The 25,214-nt window shown below is 40.4% G+C and carries 24 protein-coding genes; 10 read left to right on the forward strand and 14 right to left on the reverse strand.

The window, feature by feature from the left end; all coding sequences use genetic code 11:
* Positions 1–17 precede the first annotated feature (17 nt).
* Positions 18–2,090, reverse strand: a complete 2,073-nt coding sequence (locus ACXAC4_RS21905) for a TonB-dependent receptor (protein ID WP_475165424.1) — start codon at positions 2,088–2,090, stop codon at positions 18–20.
* 105 nt (positions 2,091–2,195) lie between these two features.
* Between ACXAC4_RS21905 and ACXAC4_RS21910 the strand changes: the two genes are divergently transcribed.
* Positions 2,196–3,086: a LytTR family DNA-binding domain-containing protein gene (locus ACXAC4_RS21910; RefSeq protein ID WP_475165426.1), complete on the forward strand. Its 891-nt coding sequence runs from the start codon at positions 2,196–2,198 to the stop codon at positions 3,084–3,086.
* Between the two features lie 472 nt (positions 3,087–3,558).
* Here ACXAC4_RS21910 and ACXAC4_RS21915 read toward each other — a convergent pair whose 3' ends face one another.
* The 12 genes from ACXAC4_RS21915 to ACXAC4_RS21970 all read right to left on the reverse strand — a co-directional run bounded on the left by ACXAC4_RS21915 (position 3,559) and on the right by ACXAC4_RS21970 (position 17,821).
* Complete coding sequence (locus tag ACXAC4_RS21915) at positions 3,559–3,807, reverse strand: hypothetical protein (protein WP_475165427.1); 249 nt, start codon at positions 3,805–3,807, stop codon at positions 3,559–3,561.
* 108 nt (positions 3,808–3,915) lie between these two features.
* On the reverse strand, positions 3,916–4,305 hold the full coding sequence (locus tag ACXAC4_RS21920; protein ID WP_475165429.1) for a hypothetical protein: 390 nt from the start codon (positions 4,303–4,305) through the stop codon (positions 3,916–3,918).
* A 103-nt stretch (positions 4,306–4,408) separates the two neighbouring features.
* On the reverse strand, positions 4,409–4,612 hold the full coding sequence (locus ACXAC4_RS21925; RefSeq protein WP_475165432.1) for a hypothetical protein: 204 nt from the start codon (positions 4,610–4,612) through the stop codon (positions 4,409–4,411).
* Positions 4,613–4,904: 292 nt separating this feature from the next.
* A complete protein-coding gene (yjeH, locus tag ACXAC4_RS21930) occupies positions 4,905–6,158 on the reverse strand; it encodes an L-methionine/branched-chain amino acid transporter (protein ID WP_475165434.1) in 1,254 nt (417 codons plus the stop codon).
* 155 nt (positions 6,159–6,313) lie between these two features.
* Complete coding sequence (locus ACXAC4_RS21935) at positions 6,314–8,437, reverse strand: alpha/beta hydrolase family protein (RefSeq protein WP_475165435.1); 2,124 nt, start codon at positions 8,435–8,437, stop codon at positions 6,314–6,316.
* Positions 8,438–8,480: 43 nt separating this feature from the next.
* The gene (locus ACXAC4_RS21940) at positions 8,481–10,388 is read right to left on the reverse strand and encodes a hypothetical protein (protein ID WP_475165438.1); all 1,908 of its coding nucleotides are present in this window, start codon (positions 10,386–10,388) and stop codon (positions 8,481–8,483) included.
* Entirely contained in the window at positions 10,385–12,277 is a 1,893-nt protein-coding gene (locus ACXAC4_RS21945) for a hypothetical protein (RefSeq protein WP_475165439.1), read from the reverse strand. Before ACXAC4_RS21945 ends, ACXAC4_RS21940 begins: the two co-directional genes overlap by 4 nt.
* Before the next feature lie 9 nt (positions 12,278–12,286).
* Positions 12,287–13,189, reverse strand: coding sequence for an ABC transporter ATP-binding protein (locus ACXAC4_RS21950; RefSeq protein WP_475165442.1), 903 nt, complete (start codon positions 13,187–13,189; stop codon positions 12,287–12,289).
* Positions 13,190–13,191: 2 nt separating this feature from the next.
* A complete protein-coding gene (locus tag ACXAC4_RS21955) occupies positions 13,192–13,605 on the reverse strand; it encodes a GntR family transcriptional regulator (protein WP_206078133.1) in 414 nt (137 codons plus the stop codon).
* 341 nt (positions 13,606–13,946) lie between these two features.
* Positions 13,947–15,044 (reverse strand): HlyD family secretion protein, encoded by a 1,098-nt coding sequence (locus ACXAC4_RS21960; protein WP_475165445.1) that lies wholly within the window; start codon positions 15,042–15,044, stop codon positions 13,947–13,949.
* A gap of 39 nt (positions 15,045–15,083) precedes the next feature.
* Positions 15,084–16,412 (reverse strand): glycosyltransferase family 2 protein, encoded by a 1,329-nt coding sequence (locus ACXAC4_RS21965; protein ID WP_475165447.1) that lies wholly within the window; start codon positions 16,410–16,412, stop codon positions 15,084–15,086.
* Positions 16,409–17,821, reverse strand: a complete 1,413-nt coding sequence (locus tag ACXAC4_RS21970; protein ID WP_475165449.1) for a TackOD1 domain-containing metal-binding protein — start codon at positions 17,819–17,821, stop codon at positions 16,409–16,411. Before ACXAC4_RS21970 ends, ACXAC4_RS21965 begins: the two co-directional genes overlap by 4 nt.
* Before the next feature lie 461 nt (positions 17,822–18,282).
* Here ACXAC4_RS21970 and ACXAC4_RS21975 point away from each other — a divergent pair, with 461 nt between their 5' ends.
* The 7 genes from ACXAC4_RS21975 to ACXAC4_RS22005 all read left to right on the forward strand — a co-directional run bounded on the left by ACXAC4_RS21975 (position 18,283) and on the right by ACXAC4_RS22005 (position 22,560).
* Positions 18,283–18,714: an Lrp/AsnC family transcriptional regulator gene (locus ACXAC4_RS21975; RefSeq protein ID WP_138481825.1), complete on the forward strand. Its 432-nt coding sequence runs from the start codon at positions 18,283–18,285 to the stop codon at positions 18,712–18,714.
* Positions 18,715–18,832: 118 nt separating this feature from the next.
* Positions 18,833–19,789: an endonuclease/exonuclease/phosphatase family protein gene (locus ACXAC4_RS21980; protein WP_475165453.1), complete on the forward strand. Its 957-nt coding sequence runs from the start codon at positions 18,833–18,835 to the stop codon at positions 19,787–19,789.
* A 66-nt stretch (positions 19,790–19,855) separates the two neighbouring features.
* A complete protein-coding gene (locus tag ACXAC4_RS21985) occupies positions 19,856–20,326 on the forward strand; it encodes a glutathione peroxidase (protein ID WP_390442611.1) in 471 nt (156 codons plus the stop codon).
* A gap of 11 nt (positions 20,327–20,337) precedes the next feature.
* Entirely contained in the window at positions 20,338–20,769 is a 432-nt protein-coding gene (locus ACXAC4_RS21990) for a MarR family winged helix-turn-helix transcriptional regulator (RefSeq protein WP_475165455.1), read from the forward strand.
* A 25-nt stretch (positions 20,770–20,794) separates the two neighbouring features.
* Positions 20,795–21,265: a GNAT family N-acetyltransferase gene (locus ACXAC4_RS21995; protein WP_475165456.1), complete on the forward strand. Its 471-nt coding sequence runs from the start codon at positions 20,795–20,797 to the stop codon at positions 21,263–21,265.
* Between the two features lie 27 nt (positions 21,266–21,292).
* On the forward strand, positions 21,293–22,129 hold the full coding sequence (locus ACXAC4_RS22000) for a hypothetical protein (protein ID WP_475165459.1): 837 nt from the start codon (positions 21,293–21,295) through the stop codon (positions 22,127–22,129).
* Between the two features lie 11 nt (positions 22,130–22,140).
* Positions 22,141–22,560 (forward strand): HIT family protein, encoded by a 420-nt coding sequence (locus ACXAC4_RS22005; protein WP_475165461.1) that lies wholly within the window; start codon positions 22,141–22,143, stop codon positions 22,558–22,560.
* A 20-nt stretch (positions 22,561–22,580) separates the two neighbouring features.
* Here ACXAC4_RS22005 and ACXAC4_RS22010 read toward each other — a convergent pair whose 3' ends face one another.
* Entirely contained in the window at positions 22,581–22,994 is a 414-nt protein-coding gene (locus ACXAC4_RS22010; RefSeq protein ID WP_475165465.1) for a VOC family protein, read from the reverse strand.
* Between the two features lie 357 nt (positions 22,995–23,351).
* On the opposite strand from ACXAC4_RS22010, the gene ACXAC4_RS22015 reads away from it, so the two are divergent.
* A complete protein-coding gene (locus ACXAC4_RS22015; RefSeq protein WP_475165467.1) occupies positions 23,352–24,116 on the forward strand; it encodes an isocitrate lyase/PEP mutase family protein in 765 nt (254 codons plus the stop codon).
* 460 nt (positions 24,117–24,576) lie between these two features.
* The gene (locus ACXAC4_RS22020; protein WP_475165471.1) at positions 24,577–25,209 is read left to right on the forward strand and encodes a LysE family translocator; all 633 of its coding nucleotides are present in this window, start codon (positions 24,577–24,579) and stop codon (positions 25,207–25,209) included.
* The last annotated feature ends 5 nt before the right edge of the window (positions 25,210–25,214 follow it).

Consider the following 25,214-nt stretch of genomic DNA (forward strand, 5'->3'; position numbering starts at 1 on the left):
CAAAATGACAGCTATCTTTAAAAAGTCATACTGATCCCAATTGATGGCAGTGGCATATCTGGAAATTGATAGTCTTTTTCAAACTCAGTGTAAGCCGCGTTATATTCGAGCTCCTGCACTGCTCTTGAGCCATACACGTTTAACACTTCGATATACAAGTTGGTGTCTAGGCCAAACCACTCGGTTTTATAGTCTGCGCGAATATCTAACCGATGATAGTTACCCCACTGTTCAGCGTTAAACTCGCCGTAGCTTGGCACATAGAACAATGGCTCGTTGGTCGCGCTGTTCGGTTCAACGTAAGCCGTTGCAGAATTCACTTGCGTGTATCTTCGGCCACTTTGGAAGCGCCATTTCGCGCCTATTTGCCAGTTTTCGTCCCACTTATAGTCAAGTACGATATTCGCCACCCAAGGCAAGTCAAATTCAGAGTTAAATTTTTGCTGCGTCAGCAGGTTGTCTCGCTCAGTTTTACTGAAGGCAATGCTCGCCCAACCAAACCAATCATCTGAAAGCTGCTTATTAACCAAAAGCTCAATACCATAGGCTGTGCCACTGGCGACATCTTCAAATCGAGTAAAACCAGACACATCTTGGGCTAATGAGCGCTTTTGCGCATTCGGGTTTGCGACTACAAGGTTATCAAGCGCTTTATAGAACAGCTCTGTTTTCATGCTTAACCCGTCATCAAGGGTCGATTCAAGATTGAGTACAATATGGGTTGCCTCACTGGCCTCGAGTTCAGTATTACCATAGCCTTCAATAAGGTATTGATAATCGTCAATCAATGTATGGTGTATACCAGCGCTTAAATTCAGTTTATGTGCGTCATTTAAGCGATACCCCAAACGTGCACGTGGCTCCAGATAAGTTTGACTGTTGTTATTAGTGCCAAGTAGCGCAACACCCACTTGGTAGTCCCAATTTGCACTTAAGTCACCGTTCGCCGAAACATAAGCGTGATACTGCTCAAATTTTAATGTGCCTTCTTTGGCAAACATATCGCTAAAATAACTCGGCGGGCACACCTCAAACTCTAAGTTACAAGGTAATAGACGGCCACTACTGACATAATCGACTTCCGTCGATTGCACTTTGGCGCCAAATAGCACGTCAACGTCTTCACCTTGATACTCACTGTCAGCCTTTAAGATCACTTTGGTGATGTCTGCATCCCAACGAAACACATCACCTTCTCGCTCTTGTTGGTTTTGCGTCAGTAAATTTAAGCTAGTGGTGGTTTCGAAATCACCATTAAAATTTTGCCAACTGATTGCTTGGCTATGAAAATACGTTTGATAACGTTCGCCCGATGCCAAGTCTGGGTTTTTGCCTATGTCTCTGCCATCCGCATCGAAAGCAATTTCGATGTAATCTTTCGCACCACTGGCAGTCGCTCTGATCACATTGTTGTCGTCTAAATCCCAAATCAGCTTGGCTTGGTAGTCTCGATTTCGAGGTGGTACCGCAAAAGAAAAGTCTTCGTCCTCAATAAAGTTATCGACATAGGTATGCACTAAGCTTTCTCTAAAAGATACATAAAAAGCCGCATTGTTTGCGATGGCTTGCTCATACAAAAAGCCACTTCTAAAGAAACTTAAATCTAAACCATTGGTTGGGTTATCTGCATCGGGGTCTCTCAGCTCTGTTAAAATCACACCACCATTTGCATTGGCGTATTGGCTCGACCATGCCCCTGTTTTTAGCTCAAAGCTTTCAATTAACAAGGGGTTGTAGACACTGATCCCATCATTGTGAAACACATAGCCCATCTCAAGTCCGTCAGTTAAGTATAAATTGTCACTCACAGAGCTGCCGCGAATGGCCGGCTGAGCAACTGGACCACCTGTACTGGGCGTTGCTAATACCACACCCGGTAAGGCTTCAAGACCTTTTAATGGGTCGTTACCCGTACCAGGTAGAGACAATAACTTACCAGAACTGATTTTTATGCCGTCAGGCTTAGAAGCCACCACAGTAATACTTTCTATATTTGTTTTGTCGTCGTCATTGTTATTTTGCGTATTAGCGAAAGTGTTTGTCGCGAAGGTTCCAACTAAAACAGCTAAGGTGGATTTAATAAAAGTCATTTTTGCATCCTCAATATGCGTTTATTTAATGACAGTAATTTACGCTGTTGTTGCTTTCTGGTTTAATTAAGCCATTGATTTATGTATGAATGGGCAGTTTTTTGTATGAATGGGCAATTTCCAATTGGTTCCATTAGCCCTTGGCGCTACTTTGCTTGTATTGGCTTCTTTTTAGCATGCCTTTTAAGTATCTCTGATGATGACAATGCACTACCGCATTGGCTAAATTTTGTCGTTTGGCAGGTACAAGTGTTCTCTGGTTTGGCGTTTTTTATCGCCACACACACCTTAATGAAAGGCGTATTAGCACGACAAAACGATATCTTAAAACTAGCCATCAGCTCAGTAATTGCGGTGACTATTTATGTGCCATTTTCTTTATTGCGCGACGTATATATAGAGCATGAAACCGCGTATACCTTATATGCCCTGTTTGAAGAGTGGCAAAATATGGCACCTGCAGCACTCATTTCATGGGTGGCGATAAACCTGCCTTGGCTAAGTGGCTTTCAGATCAAACGCACTGACAACATAACCTCCCCGTCGAAAGAAACACCTCAAACCATTGATAATATTGCTAATAAAAATAAAAACGAGACTGTTGAGCCTGTAACGGTTAATCCTGAAACTACAGAGCCCGCAGTTGAGCCACAAGACAATTCAACTACACAGCCAGAGCATGACTTTTTAAAAATCGCAAAAATAGACAACATAGACTCACTCATTTGTCTAAAAGCAGAGCTACATTATTTGAAAGTCGTTACAGAGCAAGAACAACATCTGATTTTATACAACTTAAAGGATGCCATTGAAGCACTTTCAAACATAGACACTACACTCGGCGCAGGACAAACCCACCGTAGTTATTGGGTGAACCACACTCATGCAGAAAAATTGCTAAGGAAGAATCGCGAAGGCGAATTGGTGTTATCGAATCAAGATAAAGTGCCAGTCAGTCGAGCAAATATGAAGAAGGTAAAGGGGTGGTTTGAGTAGCGCTCGTAAGGAGCGCTTTTCAAGTACTATGAGAGCAGAAATTTCTAGGCTGGCAAATTAGCACAATTTATGCTCTTACTTTAAATACAAAGCGCTTAAATAATAAAGCTTGCGCTAACGCTATAAAACCGAAGAGCCATGGTCCATTTGTAAAGTAACTAACACATAAAAAACAAGCTGGTACGAATGTATAATAAAAATAACTCGTCCGCTTCAATTTACAAGCAAGCCAATGAATGGGAAACCCTATAAATAACCACCCAACGAGTGAAACTAACAAAAATATAGCAATATAAAACAGAAATGGTACAAATAAACCAGCTAATTCAGTTGGCTCGAATTTATGTAGTTGAAATGATTCAATTAAGAAGGCAATAGGAATAAGCAGGCTTGAGATGAACAAGCTTTTAAATAGCGCACTATCCCAGTTACCTAAATTCAATTGTTTTCACCTAAAGGTATAACCTTTGATTTACTCAAGATGACTGACTTTTTCATTTGCACCACCTCCAGAAGAAGACGGTGGTAATTTAGGGTCCCTATCGCTAAGGATAAATATCAAAATACCGATTGATGCTATAACCGGTACTACCCAAATAATAACGATTTGAGCAACCTTTTGTGCTTTATCAAAGGAGTCAGATTTAGCGACTAGTAACGTAACAATGATATTTAAAGCAAACGCAAAGATCAGCGCTATCTCTAAGTAATTATCAACCATGAATCACTCCAATATGAAGGGCTATAAAACAACCCAAATAAACGGCAAAGTTAGTTGGCTAAAAATAAACACAAACCTGCTGTCTTGCGTTCCTTGTCTAAACTTTTATTAAATGGCATAGGCACCAAGTCGACTAATGGTAAATGCAATAAATTCTCCAACGACTCTTGGGTCATTAGTCTGTATTACGTCTTCTTCAACAAGTACGCCACAATCAACTGTAACTGGATTTATTGAGATTATTTGTCCATAAGCTCTATATTTCCAACCTGCAATCTGAACAAGACATTTATGATTTCCTGGATTCCCTTGAAACATAGATTCCCAAGTTTCATCCTCACACAGCATATTCGAAAATTGCAGTGCAAAATGTTCTCCCTCTTTAGGCATACTTTCTACATCAAGAGTTAGTTCATCCATAACACAATATTCTTTACCCTCTATTTCTATGAGCGCTTCGAGATATGTGCCCTTTGATGAAATTAGCTTCGCTTTCATAAATATCATTTAACGCTTGCAGCAGCGACAAATTGAAGTGTGTGGATTGTGATGATCTCTTGCGGTATTCTTGAGTAGTATTTTGTCCAAAAAACTGCTCTTGTTAGCTGCCATTATCTGGTTTAGCACGGTAGAATTTTTTAAAAAATACTGTACCAGCAAAAAAGAAAATACCAAATACACCGATATCAATAAGCAATTTAATGATATCAAATGGTTCGCTAAAAACTGCATATTTAAAATCCAATAAACTGAACAGTAATTTTGAGCCAATAAAACCAAACAAGAATGCGACTAAAAACTTCATATTATTTTACTTATCCTTAAATGTTTAAGCTAATGCTGAAAAGCCGATTGGTTCTCATAGTAACCAACAGATAACTCTCTACCTTATTCCATATGAAAACACATATAAACCGGGCTCTATTACTTGCCCCAATAATCACATAAGAAAATCACATTGTAAACATACACTTAGAATATCAAAGTTTCGTTTTTTCAAATCGACATTAATATAAGCAGCCACCAAACAAAAAAGGCATGAAGCGCTCACCTCATGCCTTTATCACTTTAAATATTTCTAAACATCAAACCCAACGCTAAGCATTACTCACTTTAGTAAGCTGCTTTCGCTTTTGCTGCATCACAAATGGGGTGATCACGGCCATTAGAATGAATGCATAGATCATGTGCGCACCTATACCAACGGCAAGAGCCATACAAAACCCTAGACCAAGTAAAATCATTGGGCGGTTTTTCACACTCAGCAAGCGCCATGCCGCTAACATGGCCGCGGCGTAAATCACAACAAACACACCGTTCACCCAGTTAATTAAGTCTTCTAGGTCTTGTTGGCTATAAAATGTGACAATTAAAACCAGCGCAATGACCACCATGAGTGTGGTTAGCGCGCTTAAAGGCACATTGAATTCATTACGTTTTGCCAAATAGCTTGGTAATACGCCCTGCTCTGCGAAACTACAGATCAATCGTGCAAGGCTTGCGGTATAGACGTTAACGGTTGCCAGTCCACCAGCGACGCCTAATACTCCGATAATATAATGACCGTTGTGACCGAATAACTCACCGAAGAACGCATTGAACAACCCGACCATACTGAGTGATTCGTTGTTCGGATAGGCGATAACTAATAAAGTACAGGCCACATATACAGCGCCAACTAATACTGTGCCGATGAGCATCGCTGGGATCATGTCTTTTTCTGGGTTTCTGAAATCATCCGACAGGTGGGACATTGCCTCGACACCTAAGAAGCTCCAAAATGCGATCCCCGCAGCACCAAGCATGGCATAGGTATCGAATGAGCTGGTGTTAAAATTAGCCACAGTTGGATTACTTTTGCCAAATAGTAAGATCACCAAAGTTAAAATGATCAGCGTAAGGGCAAATTGTAATTTGGCCGACACTTGAATGCCGCGTAAATTTATTAGCCATAAAAACAATAAGGTAGAGAGCTGACCTAAAAGTAAAGCTTGCCCTTGTACTGGCACAATTTGCTGCACAAACATAAAGGTCATGACAATGGCAGCAGGTGCGCCAATAGGCACCACACACATAAACATTAAGCCAATCACTCGGCCTGCAACCTTGCCAAATGCTTTTTCAACAAAATACGCTGGCCCTGCCGCATGGGCAAATCGCGCGGCCAATTTTCCAAAAATCAGCGTAACCGGCACAATTGCCAGAGTTAATAGTATCCAAGCATAGAGCGCACTAAACTCTGCTTGTGCCACGGTTAATTGTGGCAATATAAATACCCCAGTGCCCAACAAAGTGGTGGCCATCATGCCCGCCCCTTGCCAGCGCCCTATGCCTAGTTTATCTGTTTTCATTTCTCGTTACCCCTTGTTATTGTGGGGTTAGTATATAAATGTTGTTCATTGCATTCTGCGCAATATCACCATCTTTAAGCCATTCAAACCGTCAAAATGACGGTTTGATACACATCTACAGACAAACTGCCGGCCTTGGTGGCTTTTAAAGTAACTTATATACCCGAGACTAACTCTAGCCTATCAATCTCCATATGCTTTTTAATAAAGCGGATCAGGCGCTTGTCTTTGTTTGGGTCCAACGGTAGATATTGCCCATCTAGATATTTGGCTAAGACTCTTTCAAGCAAATAGCTATATGCCAATACACCTTGCTTTGATGTGGGGGAGTGCAGTGCACTAGGGTCAACAAAATAACTCACCGCTTTATTTGCCTCTTGCAGTCTCAATACATAGTCGTTGACGTCATTGATGAAGATTTTTCTATCTCCGCGACCTGCCCACACAAATACAGGGGTTTGAATTTTGTCAGGGTGAGCGCTGGGTGAATTTGCTGTAAGCTGTGCTTTAGCCGCTTTGTCATCCCAATCCACGATCATTTGTCTAAAGTAATAATCACTAAATTGTCCTCGCACCTTCTCGGCAAAGCGATAATACAAACGCGCTGAACGGCCAATGTCTAAACCCGGCGCACCCGCAAAACCTACTTTGAACAGTTTGGCTTCAAAAGTCAGTGCCGTCAGGCTGCTAAAGCCACCAAAACTGTGGCCTATAATGGCAAGTTTGTCTTTATTGCCGATCCCTTGAGATAAAATGAAATGCGTACCATCAATGATGTCGTTGTGAGCAATGCCAAGTCCGAATTGTTTATTTGCCCCTTTTTCATACCCTTTACCATAACCTGTTGAGGCTCTGAAATTAGGTTCAAACACAATGTAGCCTCTATTTGCCAATAACTGTGTTTGTCTGTCAAAACCCCATTTCACTTGTGAGAAAGGTCCGCCATGTGCTTTAACCACTAAAGGCGCATCTGATAACGCAACACCATTTGGCAACGTTAAGTAACCATAAAGATTAAATCCATCACGACTTTGATATTGCACCGGCACTTTTTCAGATATCCAAGCATCTTTCATTGCTTCATCGTTTTGTTGTAATGCGTTTGTTTGTTCATACAAAATGCGTTGCAAACTCTGTTGCTGTGGCTGATAAATATAGTACTGAGTTGTTGGGCTATTCTCTTGCAAGCTTATCAACCAAGGTTTGGTTTGATAGGCTTTAATACTCGCGGGTAACGCATACGTGAATGCTTTACCTTCGAGATATTCACGAATATGCGTTAAGTGTTTAGCCACAACAGGGTGGTGGCTAAATTGCTGCGTTTTGGCCCCTTGGTATAAATAGGAAGTTGGAATGAGAAAGCCATTTTCGTTCTCGCCCAATGTCGCTGACACCAAGTCGTAGGCTTGCTGTGGTTGCGCTGCAACATCGAGCAACGTCTGCGTTTTTAAATCAAACCAAGCTAGTCTTTTAAACTCTACATCATGATTGGTTTGGAGCAGTAACTGCTGCGATTTGTCGTTAAAACCCTGTATTTGGCACTTATCATCCCATTGGCAGGTAAAGGTTAGCTTTAAAGACCCATCAGGCTGAACTTGATGAATAAAACGCTCCCCGCGATTGCCTTCAGCGGTATTCACTTGCTTGATAAAAGCCGCGTTCCCCGTGTTCGCGTTTACTAATAATTGTGAAAAAGGCAGTGTTGTCTGCCATATCACACGCGCTTTGCCTGAAGTTGCAACACTCAATATTTCAAAGATGCGCTCGTTGGTGCGCCACTTTTTAATTAAAAAGCTGGAAGGCTGACTTGGGTCTACGCCCAAAAATCGCTCTTTCTTTTTCCAATCAATTTTAGCCAATCTTTTTAGCTTGGCTTTGTGTGTTAATGGCAACACTGAAAGCTGTTCACCGACTCTCACGAACACCGCTGAGCTGTCTTTAGAGACTTCAAATAATGGGCGCTTTCTGAGAGTTACTAGCTTAGTGATTTTATGGTCTGCATGGGTATATTGATTAAGCGACCAGCGTTTTATTCCCGCTTTTTCTTCACTGCTGAGATACAAAACATAATCGGCATTAGGTGATAGGGTCACTGCCTGTATACGCTCACTTTGTAAAAAGTGCACTGCCGGTAGAAGCGGCGCACGGTTTTTTTGTTGCACACGTTGTTTGACCTCACTGAGATCGGTTAAAAACTCAGCTTTGGCAGAGCTTGTGCACATTACCCATAAAATCAGCGCGCAACGAAGCATACCACTGAAAATGTCAGTCATATTCATTATTCACTACCTGGTTGTTGATGCGCCGAAGCGCATCACTTGGTTAATTTAGGATTGTGTTAGAAGAAGTTGATGAGACTTTGATATTCGCGCCTCTTAAGTTGCTAAGCCATGGGGTCAACAACATAAAACAAGCCACGCCAATTAAGCTCATGAATAGAGCCATACTCACCCAGAACAGTTGTTGCTGTGTGCTTAATTGTGCTCGTCTTGCCAGCAGATAAACCAAAGCCATACTGAATAAAGTAAACCCTATGGCATATGCCATAACTTGCGCTGACCTTTTTCTCGAAAGATAGTCATCAAATATAGCACCAATGCTTTGATCATTGCTGTTTAACGCCTCATTGGCTGCTTCAAATACGGTGGCAAAGAAAATCGGCGACTGCCAAAACTCTTGCTCGGCCACAAACTTAGGTAAAGGTCGGTGTGCAATATACTGCTTTGAAGTCACTGGCGTCACTTCACCGGCATAGTCAGCAAACACTACAGACACACCTGGTTTTTGGAAGCCAAAGTAAGAGCGACCATGAAACAGAAATAGTGCTCCGTCAGGTAACATATAAAACTGCGTGTACATTCTGCCATAGGCTTGCTCAGGATACGCAACAGAGAAAAGCGGTGCACTGCTGGTATTCAAGGCAAAGAAATCACGCTTTTCGAATACCAACGCTCTTTGATTTGTGGCCATAGAGACAAGTTCACCATCGGGTTCAGTTTCAAAAGGCCCGTAAAAGTGTTCATCGTCTTGCGTTTGAAACTTTATTTCCATGTACTGCTCTTCGAAATCAAGCACATAAAGCGTGTTAGGTGTTTGGATAAAACGACCTGCTATCAATCTTGGCGGATGAGAAAATACCTCTAAGTTTTGTATTTCATCTTTTGATGTCACAGCATGAAAACCATTTTGATCTATTACGTGTTTGAGGTTTTTGCTAACCAAGTCATAACCGAAAAATACTTGATATTGATGTGAAAACTGCCACTTAGTCAGGGTTTTCATGTCTATGTATCTTTGTTGCTGATCTTGATGCATCAACTGATTCAATGTATCGAATGAAGTTGGATGTGTGCTCATAAATAATGTGCTGACACCCTCTAAATTCGGTAGCAAATGGGTTCGCCACTGTGTTTCATCGGCTGGTAAAATTCTATTAATTACCGCTTTGGCATCTGGCCCCCACATTGAAGCGTAATACTCGGGTATATCGGCTTTTTCAAAACGATCAGGATGGGTCGAAAATAGCGTAACCGGAATATGGTAAAACAGAGCCTGAGTCGACATTAAAATGGCACCTAAAGCAGGCCCCATGAGTATAGCTGCGATAAATTGACGACTCATAGGAGTATCGTGTTGACTGACATTCAATTTGAAGGCTGATCTTGCTAAAAAATACACAAGAGCAACCATTACCAAGTCAACTAACAGTACAAGAAACGGCGAGTTTGGCGTGCTATTGAGCACAAAGAGCAGCATGCCAAGAATCAGTAATGCCCCTTTATTTGCCGAAAGCGCAATATATACACCGGTGAAATACGCAAATATTGCAATAAGTGCTACGTGGCTCACATACAGGTAATGCCTAAACTCAATGAGCTCAAGTGACGCACTGTCTAACACAACGAGCATAAACAGTAAGGGTACTACGAGGACCATCATCACAATGCTTAACCCTGCTGCGATCAACGCTTTGAAAATGATTTGCTCAGCTAATGGGCGGTGCATCAGATACGCCCAATGGTTCTTCCTTTTATGTAATAAAAATTGCGTCACAGAAAAGATCAAAGGCAGTATTATCGCAAGGCCACTCAACACAGTGCTGAACATGCCTCGGCCAGCCATAAGATCGCCCTGACTCGATAAATAAGCCAGTAATGCTAGAAATATAAATGCCGCCGTTTTGGCATACGCTTTATATCGCTTAAGCTCAGATAAGAATAAATCCCTCATGCGACTGACTCCCTTTTAATTAACCCTTGTAATTTCGGCCATGGCATCAGTATCAAGAATGCAATCAGCGCAGTTGGGCCTGTGACGAGCGCAATCAATAACCAAAACTTATGCGTTTTATTGTCTAATTGGGCTTTTTTGCCAAGATAGAAGATTGCAGCAACTGAAAGCAAACAACCAAAGATAATAAGAAATGCAAAACTCAAATCGATCGGTCTTTGCCAAATAAAACCTTTGCCTTTTGATGGTTCAGAATTAAACATCAAAGTTGAATGCACTAAGTTATCTACAACATTCAACACCAATGGAGAGAACATTAACTTTTGTTGATGCAACCAATCTGGCAGCGCTGAAAGCTGCACTTCTTTGCTCACTAGTGTGATGTTGTCGCCCTCATGAGGCAGGTAAATTAATTGAGCGCCAGCTTTGAGTGCCGCAAATAAATTGCCGTCGTGCACCATGAGGACATAACCGTCCATCACCTCTGCCATCACAAATTCAGGCGATACAGGGTGTGCAAAGTCTAGCGACACTTGTTTGATTGGTGCTAGACCGCCAAGACTGTCAACAAATTCCACTTTATTGAACAGATAAACTTGCTGGTTTGAGCTCATAAAAATCACATCAAACATAGGTACTGGAGTCGAGGTGAAGTGCTCTTCTAAACCAGTTAATGCAAATTTCAAGTCGATACGTTTATTCTCAAAATCGACTTGATAGAGCTTATTTTTGGTTTGCACATAGTGAGTGTTTGTTTGTACTGCCACAGCCACATCAGCAAATTTATCAGACTCTGTCAGCTGACTTGCTTGGTCTACAAACCCAGTGCGACCTAAAAAACCAACTCGTTCACCAGTTTGTCTATCATTGCCAACAAATAGCATGTCTGAATGAGAGAACACCCACTTTGTGGTATCTGTCTCTAGCGCAAACTGGCTATGTCGAGTATGTAAGTAAAAGCCATGTTTATGTTGAGGTTTATAAAAGTGTGCTCGCGATAGTGTGTTGGTTTTAGCAAGTTTTAGCTGCCTTTGTATCGTATCGCCAAGTGGCTGTTCGATATCTCTGGCAAGCCATTGCATTACCTCAAGGTCGGTGTGCTTTCGTAATAATTCATAATCAAATTGCCCTTGGGTTTCTAATTCGTGCAGCGGTTTAGCAAAGTCGTATTGCTGCGAAGTTAAGCTTAGAGGAATATGGTAATAAAAAGCTTTTAACGATATTAAACCCACGACCGCAACAGGCTGAATAAAAAGCACAGCAATGGCGATGAATCGCTTAGATGTTTGCTCTGCAGCAAGATTAACGCGAAAAGAAGCATAAGCTAAATAACCGCTAAACAATAAGAACATTGAATCTAAAAGCAAGAAATACAGCACACTTTCTTGGCGTCTTAAAATCAAATAAGTGAGTGAGAACAATACGCCAATTGCGAGTTTATTGTTTGCCAACGCAATAAATTGGCCCAAGGTATAGCCACATAGCATGACCAAAAATGCATGCACGACATTAGTGTAATGTCTTGCTTCAACCACTTGCTGCGTCGTGATATCTGCAATCAACACATTCACTAAAAATGGTAAAATAAAGGCAATAAGCAGCAGTAATGCACCGGCTAGACTTAGAGCAAAATAAATTCGCCCTTTAGATAAAGGTCGATGCATCAGATAGATCCAATGGTTTTTTCTTCTGTGCAAAGACACAGACACCAACCCAAATAACCCCCCAACAGCAACGCCACCTAAAATAATAAAAAGATGTAATTCAGATTGCGGCTCTACCACTGAGAAAAATTTGCTGAATGTGCTCCACAGCACCAACTGAAGTAGGCATATGCCCCAAGCAAAAAGTTGGTAGCGCTGATATTCACTTTTGAATAAATCAAACATCACGCTCTCCTACTGTGGTGCTCGGTGATTTTTTGCCAAGATAGAAGCGATGGCTTTATCTAAGCTAACAGGGGCTTGCGTGGCGGCTTCAATGCCGAGCGCATTGAGTTTTTCTAATGCCTCTGCGGCTTCTAAGTCAGCCAAAACTAAGTGAGTTTGTTCGTCTATTGTGCGAGCCGAGAGTACGTTTCCCAATGTGCTAAGTTGTGACTCACTCAAGGCCTCATCAAAGATCCAATACGTCACCATGTCACAGAATTTTTCAGGGCATTCGTTATATTTCATCTCGCCATTTTCAATCACAATTAACTGTTCAGCGACACGTTCTATCTCTTCCATCTGATGCGAGCAGTACACTATGGTGGTGTCGATATCTACTTGGGTGAACATCAGAGCTTCTAAAAACGCTTGCTTGGCAACGACGTCTAAACCCAGCGTTGGCTCATCTAAAATCAGCACTTCTGGCGCTTGCGCTAAGGCCATAGCGAGATTTAGACCGGCTCTTTCACCGCGAGATAACGCCGATACTTTTTGTGACTGCTCAACGTTAAAGTTACCGATCACACTGTCATAGAGATCTTGTCGCCAGTTTTTATAAAGATTTTTCTGCATGGCGGTCACTTCATGGACTTTCATCCAGGTTGGCAGAGTATGCTCTTCGTTCACATAGCCAATACGACCTCGGTGTTCAGGCTCTAAAGACTGACTGTTATGACCCAAGATAAAAGACTCACCCGAGGTCGGGGCATCGAGTCCTAGGAGTATTCTAAATAAGGTACTTTTACCCGCACCATTAGCACCAATCACGGCATGAATGCCACCTTGAGCTATTTTCAAATTAAGAGATTGGATCGCGACTTTCTTTCCAAAACGCTTATGCAGTGCTCGGGTTTCGATAATGTAATTAGCCATAACTAACGCTCTTTATCCTGCTTATTAATCGTCTGTAATTGCCCTTGTACATGCTCAATAATCTCTCGGTGACTAAAGCCTAAGCTAATGATCTCATTTATGAAATCATCGGTAGCTTGCTCAAGCTTTTGCGTCCGCTCTTCCTCAGATAAAGTGCACTGTTGCTGAGTCACAAAAAGGCCTAAACCCTTCTTTGATTCGACTAAGCCAAGGTCAGTTAATTCGTTGTAGGCTTTGGCTACCGTATTTGCGTTAATGGTCAATTGCATTGCCAAGCCACGCACACTGGGTAACTTACTTCCTGTTGGTAATGTTCCGCTGGCAATCTCTTTTCGAATGCCATCGACAATTTGACGAAAAATCGGCCGAGCGTCCCCGGTCACAATTTGTATCGCCAGTGCAGTAGTTTTTGTCATTAGCTAATTATTCACTGTACTATCTGTAGTAGTACAGTAGATCGGGTGTACTATCTCGTCAATAGTACAGTTTAAGTTATTTTATTTATCCTTAAAAATCAGTTGGTTGTTTTTTCCTTTTTTATTTTGAGAATGATTTAAAGGGTAGTTAGGAGGTGTCTATAGACACAAATGTGTATCTTTTTGGGAGTTAAGCATTACAGTCGAGTGCCTAAATAAAGCAGCAATAACACCACTGCTTTTCTGGTGACTGGTTTAAAAAATAGAAAATAATTACAGGTCAAAAGGTCAGTACTGTTAGGCTTAAAAAGTACTGACTAAGATAATTATATAAATTGCATTCAAAGTAAGTCGTTTTCTTCAAACAAAGCAAATGCTTGCTCAACCTGTTGATGTTTAAACCTGACATCAATTGGCAAACCTTCGACCTGAAAATGGTTTGGGATCGGTAAACTTAAAGTAATCTTTAGTGCAGTTTTTTCTCCTTCAAATGGCCCCATTAAGAAACTTGGTAAGCGAGAGGTTAACTCGGTGGGCTCACTGATCCTTGCATTAAGTTTAGTGCCATCTGGAAAGCGAATTTGCGCCTCTTGTCCTATGTTCGAATATTCAAGGTGCTTTGGGTCTAAATAGGCGACTACTTTACTTTCTTTTTGTGTATCAATGAGTAATAAAGGCTGCCCTGCAGTGACACGATCACCAGTTTGCACCAATACGTCTTCAATTCGCCCTGCATTGTCGGTTTTTATAAACAGCGACTGTTTTAGTGCAGCTAAACGCGAAAACTCATAGCTTAGGTCATTATACCTTTGCCCTTTTAAGCCAAAACGGCGCTCTAGTTCTTGACGTTCTTTCTCTCTTGAAATATCAACTTTAGTTTGCTCATACGCCATTTGTGCAGCATTGTACGCATTCACCGCACTGGCTAAATCAGCTGCGGGGATCACCCCTTTTTGCTTAAAGCTTTCGTATTTTTGAAGTAACTCTTTTTGTCGCTGAACACCTTGCTTAGCGACTTTTTTACGTTGCTCTAACTGACTTAAAATGATCTGACTTTGTGGCATGTGCTGAGTGTAAAGCATCATCATTTGTCGGTTAATTTCGTTATATTGCGCCTCAAGCTCTGTATTACTCAGTACCAATAAATCTTGAGCTTGTTCGACATTCATCGCCTTGCTGATATGCACGGATTTAATCACGCCATCGTATGGCGCTCGAATAGTAAGCGGTTCACTGGTCACTATGCCAGGGGCCACAATTGATACTTTGGGGAAAAGAAATAACCATAACACCAACCCAATCGGAGACGTCACCAATAGTACTAAAAGGTACCAACGGAACTGATAGGCGGCGCGCTTGCTTCCTGCGTAAGCCACATTCAGCCCTTTCTCAACTTGCGGATTTTCAGACTTGGTACTTCCATTAAACCTAATTTTCATCTTTTAAAACCTAACGAGAACTTAAAAAACAGTTAATAACTAAAACTTTTGTCCTTTTTTTAGCACCCACCAAGGCGCCATCGAACTTTCTTCATGAGAGCGACGAACCAGCTCATTGAGCAATGCAAAACAACAAATGGTGCGCATGATCATGGAATAAATGGGATAAAGCGGTAGCCACACTGCTAACTTAAGATCTTGTTTTGGTCGCTCTGATACACCTAATAGCACTAAGGCATAAAAGTACGCAATGGTGAAAAAATACAGCGTAAAAATAACCAAAGATAAAGACACAATAAATTGCCAAGGATAGATAATCATAGTGACGATTAAATACACCAATACCACAAACGGCAGCATCACATTTTGTAAAAAACCATAGAGCAAGGTGAACAAAAAGCTTTTCCAACCTAATAGTTTTGGCGAAAAGGCTGGCCAGTGTTTTCGAAAATACAAAAACAGTAAGTCACCATCCCATCGTAATCTTTGCCATAACAAGGTTTTGAAGTCGTCAGGTGCATCAGTGTGACCTATTGCAAGTGTCGCATAGGGAATTTTGAGATTAGGATGGCGCTTAAAGTATTGTTTAATACGTATAGTTAAATCAAGGTCTTCGGCTGTGTGGGTATCCCAGCCACCAATTTGCTTTAAGAAGTCTTTTCTAAATGCGCCAAAAGCCCCTGAGATATTGTTAATAAGGTTCCATTGCGCAAGCCCAGTTTTACCGCCCTGCATAGACACTAAATACTCGATTGCCTGCATTCTTGTCCAAATAGAGCTGGTTACGTTTCTTACTCTAAGCGCACCACCAACTGCGGGTACATTCGGATCTTCAAATAAGCGTACTATGCGGCACAACATATCATTGTCGAACGACGTGTCGGCATCTACATTGACAACGATATCACCTTTTGCCGTATCTAGACCCGCATTTAAGGTAGATACCCGCCCACCACGCTGCCATTTAGGCAACACTCGAATATGTCGTTTTACTCGCTTAATGGTTTTCATACAAAAATTCGCTACCGCATAGGTATGCTTATTTTGTACAGCACCATCAACCACAGCGATGATTTCAACTTCACCTGGGTAAGTTTGTTCCACTAATGATTCTATGGTCGTTTTAACCGCATCCCCTTCGGCATAACAGGTAATGATGCAACTCACTTTTGGGAAGTAATGGGAGGGTTGTTTTAGCAGCTTTGCATTTGCTCTTCGCCATTTAAGTACGCCAAGAGTGATCAGCACAAACAACGGTATTTCGTAGGCCAAATACATGGGCACGAACATCATCATTTGGGTAAAAAACTCTGTCGCTTGTGAGAATATGTTGGCGACTAGATACCTGATAGTATTTAGTTCGCTCAAAACTCAATGCGCCTAGCTTGCTCAAGTGCCTCAAACAACCACATATTCACATCATCAGACATGCTTTTATCTGGCAGCGCCAACGCTTTAATTGATAAGGCGATATTCTTATCTGACTGTAATAGCTCTATTTCATTGAGTTTTTGATAGATTTTTGGCAATTGTGCTAATGGAGTGAGTGGCAAAAACAACAGTAAACTATGCTCTTCTTGTACACAGCAAATGTCGGTAAGACGAATGCTTTTTGCGATCCGCTGCTCTAGCTCATCAAACAGTGAAAAAGCCACTTTCTCGCCTTTGTCTTGAATGAATTGCTCGACGTTCTCCATTGTAATGTAAACAACGCTATGTTCTTGTTTGTGCCTGAGCGCTAGGTTATTTTGCCACTGTAATAACCAGCAAAATTGCGTGAAGTTAATATTTTCAGCTTGGTCGAACATAAAGCTATTGAACTTTTCGCCAAATTTCGCCAAATTGCGGCCATTTGCTGATAACTTGTAACTATTAACACTCTGCACTATCAGGTTATTTACGTCATTCTTCTCACCGCAATCCATGCAGTCCGCAACCACATCTGAGTCTACAAACAAGTTAAAACAGCTATTGCACTGCTGATTTTCGATGGGTCTATCATAATCAACGCCAATATGACGAAGCGGTTTTGAACAGTTTGGGCACCCCAATCCGATTTGCTGCTTAAACTCATGCTCTGCTGCAACATGGCCGCAATTAAAGCAATGCAAACTTGCTTTAAGCCCTATATCTATGGATTGGCATGATGGGCAAGTATCAACATAATTAAGATGACCACTGTGACAAGACTGGCAATAACGCACACGATTAACAAGTGTATCCACTTCTAGCCAGTTTCTTCGAACGACAGAGGCAAGCCAATTAATACTGTCTTCGACTTTTATGCCCCAAGCTTGTAGTAACGGGTACCAATACAGAGATTGCATTTGAGGCGATTTAGCTGGCAGTAAAGTCGCTCCTTTAAACACCCACAAGTAACTGAGTAACTTCATCACCGCAGTTTCAACCAAAGTGCTGTTTACTGCCAACTGCTTTTTACGGGTTTCACTAAACTCAGCCAATGATTTGCTTTGCTCAGACCAAATACCATTGGCTAAATGAGTCGACAGCGAGCTCGCTTGGCAAACAAATATGGTGCTTAACCAAAACGTCTCTGACTGCCTTAAGAAAGCCAGTGTTTCATCTTGTTTTTGAGCTGGTAAATCTAGAATGATTAACCCAATATGTTGCTTTGCTGAAAACTCAGTCTCAAACGAATCGGTGTTTTTGAAATAGAGTAGGTCTGTTAAACCAAAATTTTTCAGTGCGTTATCATTTTCAGCAATAAAAATAGAAGAAGAAAAAAAAGAAAGGTGAGACTTAGACTGTTCGAGCATACAACATTAATCCATTAACTACTTAAATAGAACAAAGCAACGAGCAAAATCTACCATCGATTCCACTATCGTTTAGTCATATTTATTGATCAATAATTTGCTTAGCTATCAAATTGACTCAATAAACACGCCTTCCAAAACTACGAAGATAGTACCACAAATAGTTTATACCTTTAAATAGGAATAAATAAAAAGGCTAATTATATTAGCAAGATAAGAACAACACTTATCAAAAACAGATTAGAGTAAAAAACCTATCTAATACTTAAAATGTTTTGTTAAATTTGTTTTCCTATTTCAGTACTTGCAAAGAACCGAGAGAACTAAATGGCTAAATAGCTTTTCAATATAAGCAAAGGTTGTTGCAAATGTTAATCGAATTGAGCCCACAATATCTCTTTCATTAAAATACGGGCAGTGTAAAATTCTCGTCTGATTAAAATCTCACAAAGTGCTTGAAAATGGATAAGTTCGACAAGCAGATCATTGCTGAATTAAAAAAGAATGCACGCCAAAGCGTCTCGGCCATTGCCGATACCGTGAGCCTTTCACGCTCTGCCGTCACCGAAAGAATAAAAAAACTCGAGCAAAATGGAGTAATTCGAGGCTATCAAGTACTGCTGAGCGAATCTCAAAAAGTTGGTGTATCAGCTTATTTTGAAATTCAGCATCAATGTGCACGCTGTTCTGAAGTCGTACCTTTGTTTCAGGCTATTCCTGAAGTGGTGACTTGTCGTGGGATCACCGGTGACATGGATTTATTAGTTTTTGTTCAAGCTGAATCAATGCAGCGTTTACATGAAATTCGTGAGCACCTTGACGCTCAGCCTGATTTTGTGAAGATAAAAACCCATGTGGTAATGAGTGAATGGATTGATAACCGAGCTGGTTAAAGCTCTAAAAAATCACCAATAATAAGCGCTCATACTTAACACGAAACGAACAAAACTTCTCATTTTTGTGTCACCTAGACTAAAGTTTAGCTAGATAGAAACGTGATTTGGTGATGCATTGCTGTTCATATTACTACTGATTGAGCTAGTTTTACTCCTGCTGATCTTACTGCCTTTGGTGGCATTAAGTGGCGAATATTACCTGCTCGATTTACTGAGTAACTTTCAACTTCACTTTTTTATATTGGCGTTGTTTTTTAGTATTCCTTTGCTGTTAAAGTCGGTCAAAGTTGGCGCGATATCGGCTGTTGTTTCAATCGTACTTTTTGCCAGTAGCCACCTTTGGTTGTTTAGTATGGCACAACCTTTAGAACAGGAATATTTAAACGAGCCTCCCAAGCTGCATATCGTGCAGGCCAACTTAAGTTACTACAACCCAGTGCTAAGAACTGCCGTTGAAGAACTAAACTCGCTCGATGCCGACTTATATCTTTTTTACGAATTTAACCAAGAACAAAAACCACTCTTTCTGGAAATAGCAGCTAAGCGTTATAAGTTTGGCGATGGGGATTATGATGGCTTTCCTGATGGAATGGGTTTAATTAGTAAATACCCACTTACAAACATAAAAAAGCATAAAGTTTTACCACGAAAAGGGACGGTTATTACTTTGACTTTGCAATTACCAAAACAAAGGCTCGATCTCATTTTATTGCACCCACCCTCACCACGTACCCCAGATAAATGGCAAAAACGCAATGTGTTATTGGGCAGTGTTCAACCCTTGGTAGAACTTGCGAAAAATAAACATATTCTGGTGGCCGGTGACTTTAATACCACACCTTGGTCAAATCACTTCCCACGTCATCATCAACTCACCCCGTGCTATCAACAAACAGGCATGTATGCATCTTGGCATGCTTCTAAATACCTACATCCTTATGGTTGGTTAACGGGTTTACCGATAGATCATTGTTTAACGAGTAACGGCGTTAAAGTCTCTCAATTCAAAACCCACTCACTACCGGGTAGCGATCACCTCGCATTAGATTACAAATTACTATTGATTGATTAGTGTTTGATCTTTTAAATCGCACGCGATATAGTCTCAGGAGATTTAAAATAAAAAGGTGCTTAATTTATGTTTTATGATTTAAAAGCGACAAGCTTACAAGGCAAACCGATCAACTTCTCTGATTTTAAAGATAAAGTTGTATTGATCGTTAATACTGCAAGTGAATGTGGGTTTACTTATCAATATGAAGGCATGCAAAAGCTTCACGAAGAATACGCAGACAAAGGCCTTGTGATCATCGGTTTCCCTTGCAACCAATTTGGCAATCAAGAGCCTGGTGATGCCAGTACCATTCAGCAAGGGTGTTTGATTAACTATGGAGTTGATTTTTTGATCAGCGAAAAAGTTGATGTAAATGGCGAAAATGCACACCCAGTTTTTCAATATTTAAAGTCTAAGAAAACAGGCTTTTTTGGCAAAAACATTAAATGGAATTTCACAAAGTTTTTGATCAATCGTCATGGTGAAGTTGAGAGCCGCTTTGCGCCAGTGACAAAACCGCAAGCAATTGCTAAGAAGATTGAAAAGCTACTTTAGAGAGTGCGCAAATGCAAAACGATGATTTACTTAAATTAGAAAATCAGTTGTGCTTTCCGCTTTATGCCGCGTCTAGGCTGGTAACGCGTCTTTACCAGCCTTTGCTTGAAGCTCATGGTCTCACTTATCCGCAATATATTGTTTTGTTGATACTTTGGGAGCAAGATGGCTTAACGGTAAGTGACATCGGTGATAAAGCCATGCTCAGCAGTAACACCTTAACGCCGCTACTGAAAAGAATGCAGGGTGCCGAATTATTAGAAAGAGCAAGAAGCGAATTCGATGAGCGCAAAGTGATCATAAAACTGACTGAAAAAGGGCGCGCATTAAAAAGCGAAGTCGCATGTATTCCTATGCAATTGCTTGAGAATAGCCAAATCGATATTGAAAAAGCTAAACAACTGAAAAGCTTATTAGATGAGCTAATTGGTAAGTTAGCATAGCCTTCAACCTACAAAAAGCACATTTATGAACCTAACTGTCAAACAAGTTTTCACTGATATTAAACATATTTATCTTAATTTGGCTCAGGCATATGAAGCTGAATTTTCAAAGATTGTAGGAAAAGCACCTGATGAAAATGGCATTTTTCCTTTAGATACACAATTAAATGAGTCCACTTTTGGCTTTGTTTGTTATGTCGAAAACGTACCTGCAGGCATTGCCGCAATATCGCAAAATAGTGAATATGAATTTGAGGTATGCGAATTTTACATCGTGCCTTATTTCAGAAAACAAAAACTTGGTATGCAGTTTAGCCACAAATTATTTGATTTATTCAAAGGCCATTGGCAAATCAAGCAAATTGCAGGTGCAGATTATGCCACGCTATTCTGGCAAGAAACCTTACGTTGTTATCAAGTGGAGCAGTTTAGCGAAGACTACTTTACAGACCCATATTGGGGGAAAGTCACTAGGCAAAAGTTCTCAAATCTGTGAAGATAAGAAAAAACAATAGTTAAAATTATGAAGGAACATAACTTAATCTACTTATCTGTAAGTATTATCTTAATTGCTTTGGTTGACTCTGTAGGCGCATTATTAGGCTTTTGGTCTATTGAAGGCGCTGAAAGAAATCAAATATTAGTTTGTGAAAGTCTCATCCTATTCGCGTTATTGTTAAATAGCTGGCTTATTTATCGAAAAACCAACGCTAACACTCAATTCCCTGCACACAAACAAATTGCTTTTCTCAGTTTTAGTAGCCTTTTCTTATGCTTATTAGGTGATATTACCAACTTCAATCTTCCTGAAACCTTTTATCGATATGAAAGCGTCATCAAACATGACTATTTAGCCGATTCTATTTACTTTTTCTTGCCTGGCTACACCTTACTTTTACTCGCTGGTATTCGTGCCATCGAGTTAAACACCAAAGATAAACGCTTCATCAGATACCCTGTTATTGCAGGCAGTGTGGTCAGTATAATCTCAATGATTATAATGCACCTTCCTAACACGGGTTGGTTTATCACAATTAGCACTGGGATTTATGCCATGCTGATTGGCGTTGTTGGCTTTATTGGCCTTGCGTTTATCTTATCTTGCGGCGGTTTAAAAGCATCAAAAGGCGAGTTACTGGTTGGCACTGGCTTTATTCTGGCTGCTGTTGCCGATGCCATCATCGGCAACTTTTGGATATACGGTCATCAAGGCGAAGGGTTTTATCCGCAAGTGAGATATATTAATTGGGTGGTTTACATAACCTCTCAATGCATGGTGATCCATTTACCGCATCTACTTGTAATAAATTCTAAGTATTCGCATGATAAAAATCATCAAGATTACAATCCTGTGACGTAACCGAGGCAAAAATGAAAGATCAATACCAAGCAAATAATATCTTTGCGAAGATTTTAAAAGGCGAAGCCCCTTGCATTAAGTTATTTGAAGATGACTATACGCTTGCTTTTATGGATATCATGCCGCAAAAAGAAGGCCATACTCTGGTTATTCCTAAACAAGCTGCCACAACGATTTATGACCTCACAGATCAAGCTGCACTGGCTTGCATGAAAACGGTACAGAAAGTAGGTAAGGCCGTTGAGCAAGCCTTAAACGTGCAAGGCACTTCGATTGTGCAACATAATGGCAATGCCGCGGGTCAAACCGTGCCGCACTTTCATTTTCATATCATTCCAGGGTCATTACACGGTTTAAAAGCGCATGCTGAAGTGAAGGCTGAACCGGAGCATATAGAGAAAGTCGCGGAGAAAATTAAGGCATATATATAACATATGCCTTTTACACAAAATTAATCTGAGTTTCGTTCATTCGGTAAATCAGATAAATACTCCACAAACTCCACTTCAAAACCGTCTGGGTCGATAAAATATAAATTTTTTCTAAATGGGTGTTCACTGCCTACTTTATCTATTTCAAACCCAGCCGCTAACATTCTTTTTGCAAGCGCATCGATATTTTTAACGACATACGCAAAGTGCGCAAGACCCACTTGATGCCCTTCTAACTTACGGTTGTCACCTTCACCATGGTCGCTCATGGCTAAATAATGGTAATCATCACCAAAATGTACCCATGTACGCTGTTTACCATACCACTCTCCCTCACCTTTGCTACGAATAAACCAATGTGGAAATGCAGCCTGATAAAACTTGAGAGAACGTTCGATATTGCTGACGACTAAATTTACGTGTTCTAAATACATAATGCGCTCCTTACTTATTAACCATAGTTGCGTTAAAAAGTTGCGTGATTCTTTCGATTATTTTTGTGTGCTTCATTGTCTTCATCCTTTGATTATTTTTTGTCTGTTGATTTGATGAAGTAACTTTAAAAGCTCAAGTTAACTTGAGGTAAAGTGCAAATTTTCCGATTGGTATGATTGAAAAAATTGATGAGTAGAAAAAGCTAAAAGCTAAAAGCTAAAAGCTAAAAGCTAAAAGCTAAAAGCTAAAAGCTAAAAATAATATGAACATTCAGTTCCGAAACTGTCGAGTAATGAACTCTCCTTCTCCTTAAAATTTACCCCGTTAAATAACTAAAGTCACATTAGGAACGTATTATGTTTAGAGAACTACATCAGCAAGAAACTCCGCTTATTCTTTGTAATGTATGGGATGCAGCGAGCGCTATCATTGCCGAAAAGCTTGGCTATCAGGCATTAGGTACATCAAGCGCCGCCATTGCGACATCATTAGGAAAAACTGATGGTCAGAACATCCCTTTTGAAACATTAATGATGGTCGTAAAACAAGTATCAGAAGTGACAAGCTTGCCACTTAGTGTGGATATAGAAGCTGGTTATGCTGACACGCCACAAGAGATTGTCGATAACATTGCCAAACTTGCAGAGTTAGGTGTGGTTGGTATTAATATCGAAGACAGCAAATTAATAAATGGCCGCAGCTCTTTAGTCGATAAACATGATTTCAGTGAAAAACTGTCGCAAGTTAAAGCACAGTTGAATGGCGCTCACATTGAAATGTTTATAAACGTCCGCTCAGATACTTATATTGTTGATGCAGCCACAGCTTTACCTGAAACTATCGAGCGAATTAACTTGTACGAAGACGCAGGGGCTGATGGTATCTTCTTGCCTTGCTTAACGGCTCCTGACGATATCAGCAAAATCGTTGCTAACTGCTCATTGCCACTTAATGTCATGTGCATGCCAGAGCTGGAAAGTTTTAACCAACTGCAAAAACTTGGAGTGAAACGTATTTCAATGGGTAATTTTGTTTACGATAGTATGCTCGCCCACTTAGAAAATACCCTGTCATCTATTAAACAACAAGGTTCTTTTGAACCATTGAGTTTTAGTGAGTAAACTCAGCTTTCTCTAAAATAATTATCTAAAGGTAAATTATTTTTTGATTGGGAGTATCTTTATCAAAGTTGTGATTATATTCATTTGTCAATTTGCAATGAATTCAACTAATTATAAAAATGCCCTCAATGAGACCGCTTACATATGTTTATTGGGCTGAATAATGAGAAAATTGAATAGCAACGAAGCATTTTTGCATAGTTTTAAAAAGACATCCTGTTTATTTACTCTAATGGCTGTCGTTGTCGTGGTTTTTGGAAGTTTTCTTCGTGGAAGTAATTTCGAAATGATTAATATAATTAAGGCTTTGTCATTTGTAATTGTTTCAATGACTTTACTTTCTTTTTTCATATCCTATCACGCAGTTAGAAGCGCAATTAAGTCTGGCGATATTGAAGACAAAGGCATACTGTTCAAAAAATAACAACCCGAATTGCTGTATAGTCACTAAGGAAAAATAATGATTGATTTGAGTATTCTGCCGCTGTTTTTTATCGCCTCTATCATGCTTGTACTTTCACCGGGTCCTGATCTGTTACTGATTTCAACTTACTCATCTTCAAAAGGGTTTAAAGCGGGTTTCATGCTTGCAATTGGTATATTGTTAGCTGGAATAGTACAAACCTTACTAGTCGCCTTTGGGCTAGGCCAACTAATGCAACAAATACCACAAATTGCGATGGCGATAAAAGTCATCGGGGCACTCTATTTGGCTTGGTTGGGGGTTAACCTCATTATAACTTGGTACGCCAATCAAACATCGCCAAATGACCCCTTGCCCGTGTCTGAATTAAAGCCAATGCAACTTATGAGTAAGGGGTTATTGAATAACTTATTGAACCCTAAAGCCTTATTGTTTTTCAGCTTGTTTTTACCCCAATTTTCCACTGACAACTCAAGTCTGACGGGTCAAATTCTCGTTCTCGGCACTTTGCTAAGCCTAATAGCTTTTACTTGTAACACGTTATTTTCATTCGGATTTAGTAAAATTGGCGCTTACTTAGGAAATAAACTTCGCTTGGGTAAACATATAGATGGATTACTCGGAGTCATATTCTTAGGGTTAGCAACAAGACTTATGACACAAAAGTAACATCG

The organism is Pseudoalteromonas sp. AWM4_233, from assembly GCF_056158285.1.

Excerpts from the sequence above, each read along its gene's own strand:
- ACXAC4_RS21905 (WP_475165424.1), bottom strand. The coding sequence starts at position 2,090 with ATGACTTTTATTAAATCCACCTTAGCTGTTTTAGTTGGAACCTTCGCG.
- ACXAC4_RS21910 (WP_475165426.1), top strand. The coding sequence starts at position 2,196 with ATGAATGGGCAATTTCCAATTGGTTCCATTAGCCCTTGGCGCTACTTT.
- ACXAC4_RS21915 (WP_475165427.1), bottom strand. The coding sequence starts at position 3,807 with ATGGTTGATAATTACTTAGAGATAGCGCTGATCTTTGCGTTTGCTTTA.
- ACXAC4_RS21920 (WP_475165429.1), bottom strand. The coding sequence starts at position 4,305 with ATGAAAGCGAAGCTAATTTCATCAAAGGGCACATATCTCGAAGCGCTC.
- ACXAC4_RS21925 (WP_475165432.1), bottom strand. The coding sequence starts at position 4,612 with ATGAAGTTTTTAGTCGCATTCTTGTTTGGTTTTATTGGCTCAAAATTA.
- yjeH (WP_475165434.1), bottom strand. The coding sequence starts at position 6,158 with ATGAAAACAGATAAACTAGGCATAGGGCGCTGGCAAGGGGCGGGCATG.
- ACXAC4_RS21935 (WP_475165435.1), bottom strand. The coding sequence starts at position 8,437 with ATGAATATGACTGACATTTTCAGTGGTATGCTTCGTTGCGCGCTGATT.
- ACXAC4_RS21940 (WP_475165438.1), bottom strand. The coding sequence starts at position 10,388 with ATGAGGGATTTATTCTTATCTGAGCTTAAGCGATATAAAGCGTATGCC.
- ACXAC4_RS21945 (WP_475165439.1), bottom strand. The coding sequence starts at position 12,277 with ATGTTTGATTTATTCAAAAGTGAATATCAGCGCTACCAACTTTTTGCT.
- ACXAC4_RS21950 (WP_475165442.1), bottom strand. The coding sequence starts at position 13,189 with ATGGCTAATTACATTATCGAAACCCGAGCACTGCATAAGCGTTTTGGA.
- ACXAC4_RS21955 (WP_206078133.1), bottom strand. The coding sequence starts at position 13,605 with ATGACAAAAACTACTGCACTGGCGATACAAATTGTGACCGGGGACGCT.
- ACXAC4_RS21960 (WP_475165445.1), bottom strand. The coding sequence starts at position 15,044 with ATGAAAATTAGGTTTAATGGAAGTACCAAGTCTGAAAATCCGCAAGTT.
- ACXAC4_RS21970 (WP_475165449.1), bottom strand. The coding sequence starts at position 17,821 with ATGCTCGAACAGTCTAAGTCTCACCTTTCTTTTTTTTCTTCTTCTATT.
- ACXAC4_RS21975 (WP_138481825.1), top strand. The coding sequence starts at position 18,283 with ATGGATAAGTTCGACAAGCAGATCATTGCTGAATTAAAAAAGAATGCA.
- ACXAC4_RS21985 (WP_390442611.1), top strand. The coding sequence starts at position 19,856 with ATGTTTTATGATTTAAAAGCGACAAGCTTACAAGGCAAACCGATCAAC.
- ACXAC4_RS21990 (WP_475165455.1), top strand. The coding sequence starts at position 20,338 with ATGCAAAACGATGATTTACTTAAATTAGAAAATCAGTTGTGCTTTCCG.
- ACXAC4_RS21995 (WP_475165456.1), top strand. The coding sequence starts at position 20,795 with ATGAACCTAACTGTCAAACAAGTTTTCACTGATATTAAACATATTTAT.
- ACXAC4_RS22000 (WP_475165459.1), top strand. The coding sequence starts at position 21,293 with ATGAAGGAACATAACTTAATCTACTTATCTGTAAGTATTATCTTAATT.
- ACXAC4_RS22005 (WP_475165461.1), top strand. The coding sequence starts at position 22,141 with ATGAAAGATCAATACCAAGCAAATAATATCTTTGCGAAGATTTTAAAA.
- ACXAC4_RS22010 (WP_475165465.1), bottom strand. The coding sequence starts at position 22,994 with ATGTATTTAGAACACGTAAATTTAGTCGTCAGCAATATCGAACGTTCT.
- ACXAC4_RS22015 (WP_475165467.1), top strand. The coding sequence starts at position 23,352 with ATGTTTAGAGAACTACATCAGCAAGAAACTCCGCTTATTCTTTGTAAT.
- ACXAC4_RS22020 (WP_475165471.1), top strand. The coding sequence starts at position 24,577 with ATGATTGATTTGAGTATTCTGCCGCTGTTTTTTATCGCCTCTATCATG.